Source organism: Agrobacterium sp. H141, from assembly GCF_057158725.1.
The window spans coordinates 107,482-122,674 of the sequence record NZ_JBXENI010000002.1 but is presented as its reverse complement, the minus strand read 5'-3'; the positions used below and the strand labels follow the sequence as shown (position 1 = coordinate 122,674).

The window sequence follows — 15,193 nt, the reverse complement described above, 5'->3', positions numbered from 1 at the left end:
CTCTCGGTGAGGACGTAAGGTCCCGGCGCGTCATCATCCTGGCCGCCCCAACCTGATGCAATTCCAGCGATCTGGTGGGGGACGCGCACTTCGAAGGCGTGGTTTCGAGTTTTCTGGCGGCATAGTGAACCAGAATGCCTTCATTCCATCACTCACCGTTGACCTCTGAACACGAAGGCAAACGTGGATCAGGCAGCCTGAGTATGGAAAGGGACCAGTCCGCAATGAAGCAGTTCGGCACAAAACGATATCACGAGACCGTGCATGAAATTTTCAATCACCATAAAGATATTTGGGATGCTCTCGTAGACTTTCTGGGCCCCACCACCGAGGAGAGTTTTCGTTTCCTCGAAGCATACTACACCGGAGAAGCTCGGGAGCTCATCTATGATTTAATATTTAATAGCACTAAAGAGAATTCTGCCTCCGACTCGGGAGAATCTGATGACGAATACAATGTTCTTCTTGGTGCCGCAGAGAATAACATTAACATTCCGGAGGACGTGGAGAAGAATATCAAGCAAGCCTACCATGCTGTCCCGTTTAATCAAAAGAGGTGGGACACTGCGCTGAAAGCCGCCACAAACCAGATTGCCATCATGCTGGAGGGGCAGCCATTGTTCACGGCTTTCTGGAAATCGCCAGAGTTCTGGGATATCCATATTCAAAATGGTGGCCGTCCGGATGACATCCGCGAATTGGCTCGTCGCGACGCGTTCATTCAAGCCTATTCGCAATCAGGCTTGACTGCGCAGGTCCGCGCCGAAGGTGAAGAACTGATAAAGCTGGAAGGCAACAACATGACGTTGGCAAGCCTTGTTCAGCGTCTCGAGGAGGAACATCTTCTCATCAGAGACCCACTAAAGGATGCGGTTGCGGCGTCTCAGTCGCTAGGTGTCGACAATCCCATCCCCATTCAGCGCTTCGCCCAGCACTACATGGATCCGAGCGTTGAATGGAGGGATCTCCTGCGCCTCGCACAGGATCCTATCCAGACACTTGGCTTCCTCGGTACGTCCGACGAGTTTATCGACTGGCTGGTCACGGAAGGGTTCCTTCCGAAGAATCGCCCTAGCGCTCAGGATGAAAGCCAGGACGGCAGCAATGGAGACCCCAGCAATGGGGGGGAGGGCAATGGCGGCGGCGGCAATGCCGGTGATGGCCGTGGCAACGATGGTCCGGGTGACCCACCCGGTGGCGGAGACAATGGCGGTGATGACCGCTTCAGTGGGTTCAGCAGAACATCGTTGGATGACATCATCGACGGAGACCTGCCGCCCGATGTCGAAGACGGCGATGATGACGATGATGACGATGAAAGCGACGCAGGCAGCAGCGTTGGCCCGGGGAATGGTGACCGCGGCAATGGCGGTGATGACCGCTTCAGTGGGTTCAGCAGAACATCGTTGGATGACATCATCGACAGAGACTTGCCGCCCGACGCCGAAGACGGCGATGATGACAATGATGAGGAGCAAAGTGGCGGAACGCGTTCAAGCGTTGGAAGCGCTGAACGGACCTTGTCCATGGATGTCGACGATTTCCTGAACAACGATCCTGACGAGATCCGCCGTGCCCAAGCTGGCGGACACGCCGGGGCGCAGACTGATCAGCCGGTTCAAGATCAAAACGGGGAGCCGCCGCCGCTTCCGCCGCGCCCCGCGCCGGATCGCACCACGCCGGTGGGCAACACGCCGCTGTTGCAACTGATCCGCGACGCACGGCACCTGCACGGGACGCAGGTGGTGAATACGGAGATGCGAAACGTTCGGGATGCCTTGATCGACAGAAATCTGGGTGCTGCCCAAACTGCGGCACGCGCGCTTGCCTCCGCCCTTCTCGGTGGCCCCCGAGCGGAGCCGCACCTCCAGAACCTGTTCGAGAGGGAAGTCCGCCAAGTCGTGGTTACGATCCTGGCGGAGATCAATGGCGCGCTGTCGGAAGACGAAAAGAAGCCTAGGAAGCAGGCTCCCGGTAATGACGGGCCGGATCCGGGCAATACTCCGCGCCGGGGCCCGGACGGTGGGAACCCGGGGGCAGGGAGTGCCAATGGCGCGCCCCGAAAAGGTGGAGCCAATGCCGGTGGGCAACAAACCTCGCCGCAAGGTGAAGACATCTACAATCGCGAAACCATGGACAGGATGGAGAGGGAGCGGATTCTCGCTGCACCTAAGGATAATCTGGCCACGATCGCACAGACCGAGATCCGTGAAATCAGCAAGATGCTGGCTACAAAGCAGATCGAGGAAGCCAAACAGCGCGCCGTTGCATTGTCCAGGCGGCTGCTGGGCAATGGCGGCGCGGTTCCCGAGATGTCGGCCGAGACAATCTTGAAACTCGCGCATGCCAAGGTCGCGACGCTCAGGGGCGGTAGTCCGGTGGCGTCGCCCGCAGCAACCATCGGCGGGCTAGGCGAGGTGGATGACGATGACCCCGGCATCACAGTCGATCCAGCAACCGCAGCAAAGCTGGTCCCAGTCACAGACTGGAAGGCCTTCTGCGGCGTCTACCAGATCGAAGAGAAAGAAATCAAAACCATTAAGGCGCTTGCCCTCAAGGCTGTGTGGGAACCAAAAGATGCGCTGACGGGCTGCAAGTCGATCATCTCCCGCCGCAAGGGACAGGAAAAGGATCAGGTCAAGATCAAGAACGAAAAGTATCTGGCTCGGGCGCTTGTGCACGCGGTACACATGAAGGCAGCGAAGAAGAAGCTCAAGAAGCCCATGAAAGCTACGGGCACAGTAGACTTGTAACTTGCCGTAGTCCAATCCGAAAAAGACTCTCCCCTACCGGCAGAGGTGGGGGAGAGTTTCTGCATTTCTTACATTGCTGTTCAAGAGATCGTCGCCAGCCGACGGCCTGATACACGGCCCGTCCGGGCACGCAAACAATCGTGACGAATTCGGCCTGTCGAAAAGACGATCTCGCATGTGTCGCCATCAGGAACTGGAAGTGTCCGCCTTGATGGCTGGCACTCCTGTAGTGCCAGGCCTCCCGAGACTTCATATCTTTACCCCCTCGACACTGCCTGGTAGTACGGAACGTCATTGACCCGTTGCGCTGTAAGGGCGCGCGGAAAAGCATACCGCGCGGCTCCAATGAAGAAGCGGGCAGCCAACTTCATCAGGTTCCAAATTTCAGAAGAAATATTCCGAAAAGTTATATGAAAGCCGATTCAAAGCAATTTTACATATGTCTCCAGAGGCGGCAAGCTTTGGCAACTTGCTCGACGGAGGACGACGCTTGTGATGGCCGTACAGGTCTTCGATTCTCGTTACATTCCGGCGGCGGGCAGCCCTGTCCGAGATTTGCTCTTTACGTTGAAGCAGCGCAGCCCGCAGGAATCGCCGATTGCCTGCGATCATCGAACCATAGCGGGACCACGTCCCGATTTCTCATCGGGTCCCTCCGTGACTACGCCCGCCTTCGGGCCAACACTATGAATGCGCAGGTCTTTGAGGAGAGGTCTGCGCAAACACAGTCTTTCAACGGGAGGAATAGCATGAAACTGAGATCTGTCTTTCTAGGCGCTGCCCTAACTTTGGCAAGCATCAGCGGAGCCGCATTTGCGGACTATCCCGAACGAACAATTGAAAGCATCCTGCCCGCCGGGGCCGGTCCGGCCTTGTCGGTGAGCCAGATTATAGCGGAAGCCATGAGCAAGGAACTCGGGGTGCCGCTGACGGTGCTCGCCACGCCCGGAGCGGGTGGCATAAAGGCGTTCCAGACTGCTCTGAACAAACCAGCAGACGGTTACACGATCATCGACGGCTATGTCGCACCGCTGGTGCTGCAGCCGATTCTGGGCAAGGCGGGCTGGAGCCATAAAGATTTCATCCCTCTGCATGCGGCAGCCTCGAATCCCTTTGCAATCGGCTGGCGGACGGATGAGACGCGCTGGTCGAGTTTCGAGGAGATGATGGCCTGGGGTAAGGCCAATCCGGGCAAATTGCGCTATTCCTCGGGACAGCGGAACAATCTGCCTCATCTTGTGATGGCGAAGACACTGCAATTCTACGAGGTTGTCGCGCAAAACGTACCTTACGAATCCCCGCCTGCGGCAAACAACGATGTGAAAAGTGGCATCCTCGATTTCACTTTCGTCAACGTCGGGAGCTACAAGCAGGACCCAGATGCACTGAAAATCGGGCTTGTCTTGTCGGAGCAGCCCGCAGCGAAAGAGGCCTTTGGCGGCGCGCCGTCGATCGCAGAAATCGATGCGGATCTCGGGATCAGCGGCTTGGCTCCCATGGGCTGGGACTGGTGGCTCGTGAAAGAGGGCACACCCACCGAGCGCGTCGAGAAACTGCGCGCCGCGATGGGGAAGGCGATGAGCGATCCCGACGTTCGTGCCAAGATCTCGCGCTTGGGCTTCGTGCCGCTGGACTGGGATCATACGAGTTACGACGAGGTAGTCTCAAGCGTGCATGACCAACTCTCGACGATGGCCGATGCAATCAAATGGGAAGAAGAAGCTCTGAAGGCATTGAAATGACCAACTGGTTCACGCTTGGCCGGCGCTTCTCGGAATGGTCTGCAGTCGCATTGATGCTCGTTCTCGTGGCTCTTGTGTTTCAGCAGATCCGCGACGTGCTCGGGCCGGCAGGCATGGCGGAAGGTGGGCCGTACGACAATGCGGCCGCCTATCCACGCGGTGTGGCCATTTTGCTGCTTGGCCTCGTGGTTATGCAGCTTGTCGTCCAGGTGGTGGTGCATCGGCGTAGTCGCGGAGAAGAGCTGGCGCCGCGCCATCTCCTTCGCCCTGCTGCGGTCATTCTTATCTTCGGACTCTATCTGGGGGTACTCGGGACGCTCGGATTCCACCTGACCTCGGCGCCGATGATGTTCGCAATCATGCTTTCCTGTGGGTGGCGCCGTTGGTGGCAAATGGCCTTTGCCAGTGTTGGCATATCTTTCGGAGTCGCCTGGTTTTTCGAAAGCCAACTCGACGTGGTTCTGCCAGGCGGCATCTTCAATCTCAACATTCCCTGGTGAACCATGTTTGACATGCTTCTGGATGGCCTTGGTCTCGTGACGAGCCTCTCGACGGTTACACTTGTCGGCGCCGGACTGATCGTTGGCCTGTTTGTCGGAGCCTTGCCTGGACTAGGGCCGCTGATGGGCATCATCCTTCTGCTGCCCTTTGCGATCACCTTCCCACCCGTGCAGGCGGCAGGCTTTCTGATCGCGATTTATGTGGGCGGCTCATGTGGTGGCGCCATATCTGCCATCCTGCTGCGGATCCCGGGAACGCCGCTTGCCGCGGCAACGCTCTTCGATGGCTACCCGATGGCGCAAAATGGACGCGCAGCCGACGCCATCGGCATCGCCATTTCCGCCTCGGCGCTTGGCGGTATGTTTGGCGGCCTTATCCTGATCCTGTTCTCGCCCTCGCTCGCGGCCTTCGCAGCCGGGTTCGGTCCCCCCGAGTACGCTATGCTTGCGATCACCGGTTTGACATCGATCGCTGCTGTCTCAGGACAGTCCATGCTGAAAGGCCTCATAGCGGGCGCGGCGGGCTTGCTCCTGGCGACGGCTGGAACTGACGAATTCACTGCCGCGGAGCGCTTTACTTTCGGTCTTTTCGAACTTTCCAACGGGTTGAGTATCGTCGCCATCGTCGTCGGGCTTTTCGCGATTTCGGAGATGAGCCATTTGCTGGCCGGCGATGACCTGCTCGATCGCCCGAAGCTGTCTATTGCCCGGCCGGGTTTTGGAACGGTCCTGATCGTCCTGAGACGCTGGCCCAACCTGCTTCGATCCTCCACCATTGGGGCCTGTGTCGGCGCTCTGCCCGGAGCCGGGGGCGTGATTTCGTCCTTTACGGCCTATGCGATCGCGAAGACGTTCTCGAAGAGTGAAGAGCGTTATGGAGAAGGAGCCGAAGGTGGAATCGTTGCCGCCGAAAGCGCCAATAACGCCACAGCAGGCGGTGCGTTGGTACCAACACTGGCGCTCGGAATCCCCGGCGACGCTGCCACTGCCGTTTTGATCGGCGCGCTTCTGATCCTCGGTGTTTTCCCAGGACCCACCCTGTTTGCCCAGCATTCGGACATCGTCGGCGGGATTTTCCTGATCTACATGCTCGCCAACATAGCACTCTTGGTCGTGGGCATACTGGTAACGCCGCTGTTCGTTCACGTGCTGCGATTGCGCAAAGTGGTGCTGATCCCGACTGTCTTGCTGATGTGTGCCGTCGGCACATACGCTGTGAGCAGCTCGGTTTTCGACCTTTGGGTGATGTTCGTTTTCGGCCTTGTCGGGTTGGTCCTGCGAGCCGGGGGCTACCCATTGGCACCATTGGTGATCGGTGTGATCCTCGGGCCATTGCTGGAAAACAATGTCCGTCGGGCTATGCTCCTGTCGCACGATGGGCTCAGCATCTTCGTGGAGCGACCGGTTTCCGCGACCTTGCTGTTCATCAACTGTGCGCTTCTGCTCTGCGTGATCGGCTTCGCCGCGCGCCGACTGGTTCCGGGGCGTCGATCCGACCGGTTGCAGGAGGCTGACTGATCGCGGTTCCGCTACCGCTGATCGTCTCTATCATCTGCCTTTCCGGTGATACGTCGGAGTTCTTCATTCATCGCCTTGACGGCCGGGATGCCGAGGGAGCTTTCACGCAGATAGATCCCGGCCGCCGATCGCGAGAGTGGCGGCGAGACAGGTATGACCTTCAAGCCTTCTCGGCTGACGACGGATTGAATCTGGAGCGGTACCTGCATGGCCAAGTGCGAGTGCTTGATCAGATGCAGCCCTGCCGTGAAAGAGGTCGTCTGTGCGGCAAACCGTGGACGCCCAAGCTGCTGCTGCGAGAAATATCGTGTCAACAATTCACGGCTGCCCGGTACCTGGCTGTAGCTGACCCAATCCATCTCGATCAGGTCTGAGGGCGAAAGCACAGCCTTGTCAGCGCAAGGCATATCCTCGGCTACAGCCACCGCCTGCTCCACCTCAAGCAGCGGTATCACATGAAGTAGATAATGCGCTTCCAAAGGCTCGATCGTTCCAAGCACGAGATCGAGCTCGCCCTGCACCAGGAGCGGCAAAGTATCCGCATTGTTACGTGCAACTAGGTCGAGTCGCAGCATCGGGAATTTTTTGCGGACAGCCGAGAAAGCTTGCGCCACATAGCGCAGGTGAAAGAGCGGTCCGGCCCCGACGCGCAGGGTTTCCATGCCGGCATTTTCCAGAATGCCGATCTCTTCGCTCGCTTGCTGATATTCCTGTTCGATACGGCTGGCGTGGCGCAGGTAGATCCGTCCCGCTGCTGTCAGTTCCATGCCGCGAGGCTTTCGCTCGAACAGATCAACCCCCAAGCGCTCTTCCAGTATCACGAGACGTTTGGTCAGCGCTGGCTGCGTGATGTTGAGCTTTTGTGAAGCCGTGGTGAGGCTCCCCAGCCGTGCGACCGTCAGGAATGCTGCCAGCTGTCGATCCATTGCGAATTCCAAAAAGTTATAGATAACTCAATTTAAAGCAATTTTACATATATGTCCTTAGCTGACAAGGTCCCTCAAAGATATGAGAGAGGACGGCACGTGCGCAGGATCGCTTTGATTTTCGGGATGCAGGTTCGGCTTCTACCGGCGGTGCAGCGGAAGAACCATTTCGAGCTTCGTTTGGCGAAGCAGGGAGAGCTCCCCTCCAATCTCTGACTAGCAGACAGGCCCTGGGCTTAGCTGAATGCCGCTGGCCGCTGCCTGAAGGGTCATGCGCCACGCAAGTCATCCGGCAGGCGCTGAGCCGACAACGACTACGTTCTACGGACCCGATTATGAAAACTGTATTTGTCCTGTTCGACAGCCTCAATCGGCATATGCTGGGATGCTATGGGGGACGCCGGATCCCTACGCCCAATTTCGACCGTCTGGCGGCCCGAGCTCAGGTCTATGAAAAGCACTATGTGGGCTCGCTGCCTTGCATGCCGGCGCGTCGGGACATGTTGACCGGCCATCTGAGTTTTCTTCACCGCTCCTGGGGGCCTCTCGAACCATTCGACAACGCATTTCCCGAACTGCTTCAGGAGGTCGGCGTTCACAGCCATCTTGTGACAGATCACTATCACTACTGGGAGGATGGCGGAGCGACGTATCATAACCGATACAATACGTTCGAGTTCATTCGTGGCCAGGAAAGCGATCCCTGGAAGGCGTTGGTGCAGCCACCCTGGGAGCGTTTGCGCGAGAAATATCACGCCAAACAGCTGGAACTCATCGACAATGCTCCCAAGCACAAAGCACACCTGATCAATCGCGAGTATATTCGCGAGGAGAAGGATTTCCCATCGGTTCAGTGTTTCCAGGCAGGCTTCGAGTTCTTGGAGGCTAACCGAGATGCAGACAACTGGCTGCTTCAAATCGAGACCTTCGATCCGCACGAGCCATTTCACGCGCCCGATCGGTTCAAGGAGCCCTTCGATACCGGCTGGAATGAGGGAATTCTCGACTGGCCGCGCTACGGCCGGGTCGAGGATCTTCCGAGCGAAGCCAAAGAATTGCGAGCCAACTACTACGCGGTGGTGTCGCTCTGTGACGACCTCCTGGGTCGACTGCTCGATGAATTCGATGCCCATGACATGTGGACGGACACCGCGCTTGTCGTCACCACCGATCACGGCTTCCTCTTGGGCGAGCATGACTTCTGGGCGAAGAATCGGATGAATATCTACGAGGAGATCGCCCATATTCCGTTGATCGTGCACGATCCGCGCAATCCCGGAGCATCTCGGGTCGATCGCTTGACGCAATCGACGGATCTGGCTCCGACATTTCTGGATCTGTGGGGCGTTGAGACGCCGACGGAGATGCAGGGGCGTTCCCTGTTGCGGACCGAAGAGCGTGAGGCAGTCGTTTTTGGCTATTTCGGGGGCGCGATAAACGTCACTGACGGCTACCGCAGCTACCACCGATTTCCGACCGACATCGCCAAGCAGGAGATCAATCAGTACACCCTGATGCCCACGCATATCACTTCGCGGTTTTCCACGCGGGAGCTGGAAAATGCAACGCTCGTGCCGCCATTCGACTGGACCAAAAACGTGCCCCTGTTGAAGGTGCCCGTGACCGAGCGCTCGCCGATGTATTACAACTACGGTCCCGGGTGCCTGATTGAAAACGAGACCAGATTGTATGACCTCGTATCTGATCCAGGGCAGGAGCATCCGCTGAGTGACCCCGTTCTAGAACAGGATATGATCGGCAAGATGCGGCGACAGATGCGCGCCAATGATGCCCCCTCCGAAGCATATGCCCGTTTAGACATGCCTGCTGAATGCGATGACGCAGCGTAGACAGAAGATCCGCCTCGGTGTGGCCTCCTCACGGATCATGGCAGGCAACTGTTTCGCACGGCTGCCTGTCTTCAGACCGTCTGGGGGCGCCGCATGATTGAGTGGCCCGGCAAGCCCGAATGGCGACATCTGATCAATGTCGACACCCTGCGTGGCGATCTGTACGCTGCCATCACGGGAGCTGCGATCGTGCTGCCTCAGGCTATCGCTTTCGCTTCGATTGCCGGCCTGCCGCCCACCTATGGCCTCTACTCCGCGATGATCACGCCCGTGGTTGCTGCACTGTGTGGATCCTCGCGAATCGTCGTCTCCGGTCCCACCACAGCCGTCTCTGCGCTCGTTTTTGCAGCCCTGGCGCCAAGTTATGTTTCCGGTTCCTCGCAATGGATTGCGGCGGCGATGGTGCTGACGTTGCTGGTGGGAGGTATCCAACTGGCCATAGGCTTGGCCCGGTTGGGTCGATTTCTGACCTTCGTGTCGTCACCCGTCATCAATGGGTTCAGTGCAGGTGCGGCGATCCTGATCGCGATGAGCCAACTGGCCGATGTCCTTGGTGTCACCCTTCCGCATTCGACAGGCTTCGGGGAATTCTTATCGGGCCTCGGCGCGGCGCTTCCAAATGCCGCGCCTAGTGCGATTATCGTTGCCGGTGTAACTTTTTTGGCTGCACTCGTCCTGCGCTTCCATGCACCGCGCCTGCCTAGTCACCTCCTGGCACTCGGGATCGGCGGGATCGTGAACTGGGTGTTCTCGCTGGGAACACGGACTGTGGGCTCCATACCCTCCATCTTTCCAACACCGATGGTGCCGAGTGTCTCTCTGACCAGTGTCTCAGAGCTCACGCAGCCAGCGTTGGCCATCGCGATCGTGGGCCTGATGCAATCCGTAACCGTCGCCAGGGTTTACGCGCATCGCCGCGATGAGACACTCGATGGGAATCGCGAGATTATTGGACAGGGTCTTTCCAACCTGGTTGGTCCTTTCTTCTCGGCCTACGCGGGCTCGGGTTCGCTCACTCGTACCGCAGTCAATCATGAGGCTGGCGCCCGCACACCCATGGCCGCGGTCTTCGCCTCGATTATGCTCACCGCTATCCTTTTGCTGGTCGCGCCACTATTCAGCGCGTTGCCAATACCGGCTATGGCTGCGGTCATTATTCTTGTCGCGTGGCGCCAGATCGGCTTCGCCGAGTTCTTTCGCTTGGCGCATCATTCGCGGCGCGACGCCTTCACCTTTTTCATCACCTTCATTGCTGCAGTCGGCATCGGTCTGGAATTCGCGGTTTTCGCGGGTGTGCTGCTCAGCCTGGCCCTATTTCTCAACGAGTCGATCAATGCCGAGCTCGAACTGACAGTACCCGACCAGAGTCGGCCCAATCATTCTTTTCACAATGTGCGGCATGGAGGCCCTGAATGCCCTCAGTTGCTGTTCGGCCGGCTCAACGGTCCGCTCTATTTCGGCGTCGTCGACAAATTGCGGCAGACCTTGCGCAAGATTGAACGCGACCGGCCTGGCCAGAAGCATCTGGTGCTCAAGCTGACAGGTATAGGGCAACTCGATCTTGCCGGCGCGGAACTGCTGATCGAGGAAAGTCGCCGCAGGCGTGCGAGCGGAGGGCGATTGTATCTCACCTCGCGCTACGGACCCTTGTTGGACAAGATGAGGCAATACGGTGTCGTCGACGCCGTCGAGGACCAGAATATCTACAGTCATCGACATGACGCGATCGCGGCGATCGTGCCGAGCCAGTTGCGCGGCGAAATCTGTGCCGGTTGCAAAACCCGGATCTTCCACGAATGCCCGCCAAAACTCGTTGAAAGGATATCAGAATGAACGAGCTTCGGAATGGTCAAGATGGGGTGGACACGCTGAGTGCTCCCCTTCCCGAAGATACCCAGAAGCCCGTCCGGATGCCGGCGCGGTCGCTTGGAGTAGCGCTCATCGGGACCGGTTTCATGGGTAAGTGTCACGCCATGGCGTGGCGCAATGTGGCGACGGTATTCGGCGGTGCGCATCCGAGGCTCGAGATATTATGTGATACTCCGATTGATAAAGCCGAAGCGCTCGGTGCGCAGTTCGGCTTTGCGGCGGCGAGTTCGGACTGGTTGTCGACTGTGCGGGCGGCGCGTGTCGATGTTGTGTCGATCACGGCTCCTAACGGACTGCACCGTCCCATGGCCGAGGCGGCGCTGGCGGCCGGCAAGCACGTGTGGCTGGAAAAGCCGATGGCCCTCACCCTCGAGGATGCACGCGCGATGTCCGAACTGGCCGCGCGACATCCCGGACAGGTGACCGTCCTGGGCTACAATTACCTGCGTTCACCGGCATTCCAGGCGGCGCGCGCAATGATTGTCGCCGGCGATATCGGGGTGCCGCACGCATTCCGTGGAGTGTATGACGAAGACTATTCCGCCGATCCTGACTTGCCATGGTCATGGAGGATGACGCACGAGGCCGGTGGATTGGGCGCTTTGGGCGATCTGGGCTGCCACCTCGTCAGCCAGATGATTGCACTGATGGGGCCGGTGTCCGAAGTCACCGCGATGACACAGGTTGCCATTCCCGAGCGTCCAAGCCCGGATGGTCTGCGCGCTGTCGAAAACGAGGACAGCGCAATGGCGCTGCTACGATTCGCAAGCGGCGCCCAGGGAAGCTTCGCCACATCTCGTGTCGCTCATGGTCGCAAATGCCGCTTGCAATGGGAGGTGCACGGATCGGAAGGGACAATCTTCTTTGATCAGGAGCACATGAACGAACTCTGGGTCTACAGGAAAGGCGAGGCGGGTTTCACACGCCATCTAACCGGTCCTAACCAACCTGATTTCGGCTCATTTTGCCCCGCACCGGGGCATAACTTCGGCTTCAATGAGCAAAAGGTCATCGAGGCTCGCGATCTGTTGGCTGCAATTGCTGGCGGCGTCAATGCCGGACCCGATTTCAGTACCGGCTTTCAAATCGAGCGGATCATCCACGCTATGGCGAAATCAGGCGGGGCGAGAGTTAGACTCGATGCATTGCCGTGATCCCAGGTCGCGTTCCGCCGTCCCCCGGTACGATCGTGGCTGGTTCGACATGCCACACAAGCTGGGGCTCGGCATTGAGATCGATGGGATGGCCTTGGCGAAATATGGGCGCGGCTACCCGCTTGAGGTTGCCCCAGTTCAGTAAATCTAAAACCAGTGCCGCCGAAGCGGCGGCACATTCATTTTTTGATTTATAACATCATGAATTTGCACAAGCCGATACAAGCTCAGAACCTGATACCGTGTATGCAGTTCACGACAGCGTCGTTTGAACGCGAAGAACAATTTCGTGCATGGTGCGATTTCACTGCAGCGATGTGTGAAAAAGAGGCCATTGACCCGGTGAGTGGGGGCTTCCTCGCCAGTGCAGATTCCTATCACCTCCGCTCCTTGCAGCTGACATCCTTCAAGCTGCCTCGCATGCGGTTCCAATACACGCAGGAGACCATTCGCCACGGCAGCTTCGATCACTGGTGCATGGGCATTGTAACCAAAGGCGTGATGAAGGTTTCGGCCGTCGACCGAGGTTTTAGCGCCGGTGCTGGAGACACCGTGCTGCATTCTTTTGCAATTCCATTCAGCGGGTGCATGGAGGCCACCCATTTTTCCTGTCTGTTTTTCAGCCGTGACGACTTTTGGGATATCAGCGCCGAGTTGGACAACACGGCTCACCAACCCGTTCTAGGGCCGATGGCACACATCCTCGGAGACTTTATCACCTCACTCGAACGTCGAGCAGACAGGCTGACTTTGTCGGATGGAGAAGCAGTCAATGAATCCTTTGGCCATTTGCTCCGCGCCCTCGTACGCCAGACACCAACAAATATAGAGGCGGCCAGAGCACCGCTTGCAGCGGCGCAATTCGAGCGGGCGAGACGCCATATCAAAGCCAATCTGAAAGCACCGAACCTGACGGCCGAGTTGGTTTGCCGAGACCTAGGCCTATCCCGCAGACAGCTCTACTATCTCTTCGAAAGGCATGGCGGCGTGGCGACGTATATCCGCCATCAGCGGCTGGCCGCCTGCTATGACGCCTTGATCAAATCCTCGGAAAAAAAGCTGATCAGCCAGGTCGCATATGAGTATGGCTTCACCAGCCTTTCGTCCTTTTGCCGCCAGTTCAGCGCGCGCTACGGCTTCGCGCCGAGCGAGACACGTGTCGCATGGCTTTCCGGCAGCAGGAAGCGAGAAGAAGAAGCAACAACTTTCATCGATTGGCTGCTCCAGGCCGGATCAAATTGAAATCCACGCATTCGCACCTGCATGCCGCCAAATTCAGGTCTGCCTTGGTCTGCCGTTGACCATGATCGGGCGCCTCGTGGCGGCTTTGCACGAATGGACAAATCTCGTGCACGCGGCGTCATTTACGTCAATCGGTTTGCCAGAATACTGTCGCCATCATTTTGACGCCTCGGTTGGCCCGAGGCGATCGTGCCATTCTCCCGGCACCGGGCACACTCTAGGGGTAATCATTTGCACACGACCCACAAGCAGAACATGTTCGCAACGGCGATCTGTCCTTCCGACGCCGCAATTCATGTCAGGCGTTTTCCCGCAACCTCGCGCATCCTTCACTGGATCGCTGCGGCACTCGTGTTGGTGACCTGGCCACTCGGATTGTTGATCAAGTTCACCGCAGACGAGGTCAGGCTGGACTTCTACCTGATCCACGAAAACCTGGGCTTTCTCCTGCTGTTCTTCATGTTGCTTCGCGTTGGCAACAAGCTGCTTGCCAAGTCACCGCCAGCAGAGGGGCCGGCGATCGAACGTTTGGCGGCTTCGGCAGTGCATGGGCTTCTCTATCTCGTGCTCCTCGTCGTGCCTGTCAGCGGTTTTCTCGCGACGAACGCCCACGGCTTTCCGCTTCACTGGTTCGGTGTCGTGCCGATCTGGAGTCCTATTGGGAAGGCGCCGGAGATCGCATGGACGCTTTCGACAGTTCACAGTTGGAGTTCCTGGCTCCTCCTGGCGCTCTTTGCAATGCACCTTGGTGCGGTTCTGCTCCACCACGTGATCAAACGTGACAACACATTGTACCGTATTCTCTAGTGACCATGGTGTCCTCAATGGAGGTGCTTGATGCCACCTGGTCGCGTCTGCTGGCCCTGCGTCACGGCGAAGCCATAGCGCCGGATGCGGCCTTTCGCCTCTATGGGCCAATTGCTGGCGCGCGTGGCCGCATGGTTTTGGCGCAAGTGGGGCAGTCACTGGACGGCCGGGTGGCTACGGCGGCAGGTGACGCGCGGGACATATCGGGGCATGACGGCCTCGTGCACCTCCATCGATGCCGAGCTTTGGTCGATGCCGTCATTGTCGGCGTCACCACGGTCAAGGCGGATGATCCCCGGCTTTCCGTCAGGATGGTGAAGGGTCTGTCGCCTGTCCGAGTCGTTATCGATTGCCACGGTGAACTCGACGGTGGCGAAGGCCTGTTCCACGATGGCGGAGCGCCTGTCATCGTGTTCCAGAGCTTACATGCGGAAGGATGCGCCCTGTCGCAGGCCGAGGTCATCAAGCTCCGGACGACGTCCTGCGGGATAGATCCTCATCAGATCCTCGAGGAGCTCGCCAAGCGCAATCTTAATCGGGTGCTCGTCGAAGGCGGCGCGCGGACAATCGCACGTTTCATTGACGCTGGACTGGTAGACAGACTGCATGTCGCAGTTTCACCGCTCATCATTGGCTCAGGCCCCAGTGGCATCACCCTGTCTCCGATCCAGCGTCTGAGTTGTGCTCACCGACCGGCTATCGAGGTTTACGATCTCGGCAGCGACATCCTCTTTGATTGCCAATTCCGGCCAAAAGGTAAGGTTGGCCCTGTGGAACAGAAGAATGCCGTGGCTGTGGATGCCGGAGCATCCCTGCTGTCCGTCTAGACTCG

At 58.2% G+C, this 15,193-nt stretch carries 11 protein-coding genes; 10 read left to right on the top strand and 1 reads right to left on the bottom strand.

Going from position 1 to position 15,193, the window contains the following annotated elements:
• Positions 1-224: 224 nt before the first annotated feature.
• The 4 genes from ACWPM9_RS20775 to ACWPM9_RS20760 all read left to right on the top strand — a co-directional run bounded on the left by ACWPM9_RS20775 (position 225) and on the right by ACWPM9_RS20760 (position 6,513).
• Positions 225-2,753, top strand: a complete 2,529-nt coding sequence (locus ACWPM9_RS20775) for a hypothetical protein (protein ID WP_484757792.1) — start codon at positions 225-227, stop codon at positions 2,751-2,753.
• Positions 2,754-3,541: 788 nt separating this feature from the next.
• Positions 3,542-4,495 (top strand): Bug family tripartite tricarboxylate transporter substrate binding protein, encoded by a 954-nt coding sequence (locus ACWPM9_RS20770; RefSeq protein WP_484757791.1) that lies wholly within the window; start codon positions 3,542-3,544, stop codon positions 4,493-4,495.
• Positions 4,492-4,995: a tripartite tricarboxylate transporter TctB family protein gene (locus tag ACWPM9_RS20765; protein WP_484757790.1), complete on the top strand. Its 504-nt coding sequence runs from the start codon at positions 4,492-4,494 to the stop codon at positions 4,993-4,995. The genes ACWPM9_RS20770 and ACWPM9_RS20765 overlap by 4 nt, the downstream gene beginning before the upstream one ends.
• A gap of 3 nt (positions 4,996-4,998) precedes the next feature.
• Complete coding sequence (locus ACWPM9_RS20760) at positions 4,999-6,513, top strand: tripartite tricarboxylate transporter permease (protein WP_484757789.1); 1,515 nt, start codon at positions 4,999-5,001, stop codon at positions 6,511-6,513.
• 11 nt (positions 6,514-6,524) lie between these two features.
• Here ACWPM9_RS20760 and ACWPM9_RS20755 read toward each other — a convergent pair whose 3' ends face one another.
• Positions 6,525-7,439, bottom strand: a complete 915-nt coding sequence (locus ACWPM9_RS20755) for a LysR family transcriptional regulator (RefSeq protein WP_484757788.1) — start codon at positions 7,437-7,439, stop codon at positions 6,525-6,527.
• 335 nt (positions 7,440-7,774) lie between these two features.
• Here ACWPM9_RS20755 and ACWPM9_RS20750 point away from each other — a divergent pair, with 335 nt between their 5' ends.
• The 6 genes from ACWPM9_RS20750 to ACWPM9_RS20725 all read left to right on the top strand — a co-directional run bounded on the left by ACWPM9_RS20750 (position 7,775) and on the right by ACWPM9_RS20725 (position 15,188).
• A complete protein-coding gene (locus ACWPM9_RS20750) occupies positions 7,775-9,289 on the top strand; it encodes a sulfatase (RefSeq protein WP_484757787.1) in 1,515 nt (504 codons plus the stop codon).
• Positions 9,290-9,382: 93 nt separating this feature from the next.
• A complete protein-coding gene (locus ACWPM9_RS20745) occupies positions 9,383-11,122 on the top strand; it encodes a SulP family inorganic anion transporter (protein WP_484757786.1) in 1,740 nt (579 codons plus the stop codon).
• A 77-nt stretch (positions 11,123-11,199) separates the two neighbouring features.
• Positions 11,200-12,312 carry a Gfo/Idh/MocA family protein gene (locus ACWPM9_RS20740; RefSeq protein ID WP_484757984.1) on the top strand — a complete coding sequence of 371 codons (1,113 nt, stop codon included), beginning with the start codon at positions 11,200-11,202 and terminating at the stop codon, positions 12,310-12,312.
• A 201-nt stretch (positions 12,313-12,513) separates the two neighbouring features.
• Positions 12,514-13,554 (top strand): helix-turn-helix domain-containing protein, encoded by a 1,041-nt coding sequence (locus tag ACWPM9_RS20735; protein ID WP_484757785.1) that lies wholly within the window; start codon positions 12,514-12,516, stop codon positions 13,552-13,554.
• 231 nt (positions 13,555-13,785) lie between these two features.
• Positions 13,786-14,361 (top strand): cytochrome b, encoded by a 576-nt coding sequence (locus ACWPM9_RS20730; protein ID WP_484757784.1) that lies wholly within the window; start codon positions 13,786-13,788, stop codon positions 14,359-14,361.
• A 5-nt stretch (positions 14,362-14,366) separates the two neighbouring features.
• On the top strand, positions 14,367-15,188 hold the full coding sequence (locus tag ACWPM9_RS20725; RefSeq protein ID WP_484757783.1) for a RibD family protein: 822 nt from the start codon (positions 14,367-14,369) through the stop codon (positions 15,186-15,188).
• Positions 15,189-15,193: the final 5 nt, after the last annotated feature.

What these genes read in the sequence shown, in the direction of transcription:
- ACWPM9_RS20775 (WP_484757792.1), top strand. Translation starts at nt 225, where the DNA reads ATGAAGCAGTTCGGCACAAAACGATATCACGAGACCGTGCATGAAATT.
- ACWPM9_RS20765 (WP_484757790.1), top strand. Translation starts at nt 4,492, where the DNA reads ATGACCAACTGGTTCACGCTTGGCCGGCGCTTCTCGGAATGGTCTGCA.
- ACWPM9_RS20760 (WP_484757789.1), top strand. Translation starts at nt 4,999, where the DNA reads ATGTTTGACATGCTTCTGGATGGCCTTGGTCTCGTGACGAGCCTCTCG.
- ACWPM9_RS20755 (WP_484757788.1), bottom strand. Translation starts at nt 7,439, where the DNA reads ATGGATCGACAGCTGGCAGCATTCCTGACGGTCGCACGGCTGGGGAGC.
- ACWPM9_RS20750 (WP_484757787.1), top strand. Translation starts at nt 7,775, where the DNA reads ATGAAAACTGTATTTGTCCTGTTCGACAGCCTCAATCGGCATATGCTG.
- ACWPM9_RS20745 (WP_484757786.1), top strand. Translation starts at nt 9,383, where the DNA reads ATGATTGAGTGGCCCGGCAAGCCCGAATGGCGACATCTGATCAATGTC.
- ACWPM9_RS20740 (WP_484757984.1), top strand. Translation starts at nt 11,200, where the DNA reads ATGCCGGCGCGGTCGCTTGGAGTAGCGCTCATCGGGACCGGTTTCATG.
- ACWPM9_RS20735 (WP_484757785.1), top strand. Translation starts at nt 12,514, where the DNA reads ATGAATTTGCACAAGCCGATACAAGCTCAGAACCTGATACCGTGTATG.
- ACWPM9_RS20725 (WP_484757783.1), top strand. Translation starts at nt 14,367, where the DNA reads ATGGTGTCCTCAATGGAGGTGCTTGATGCCACCTGGTCGCGTCTGCTG.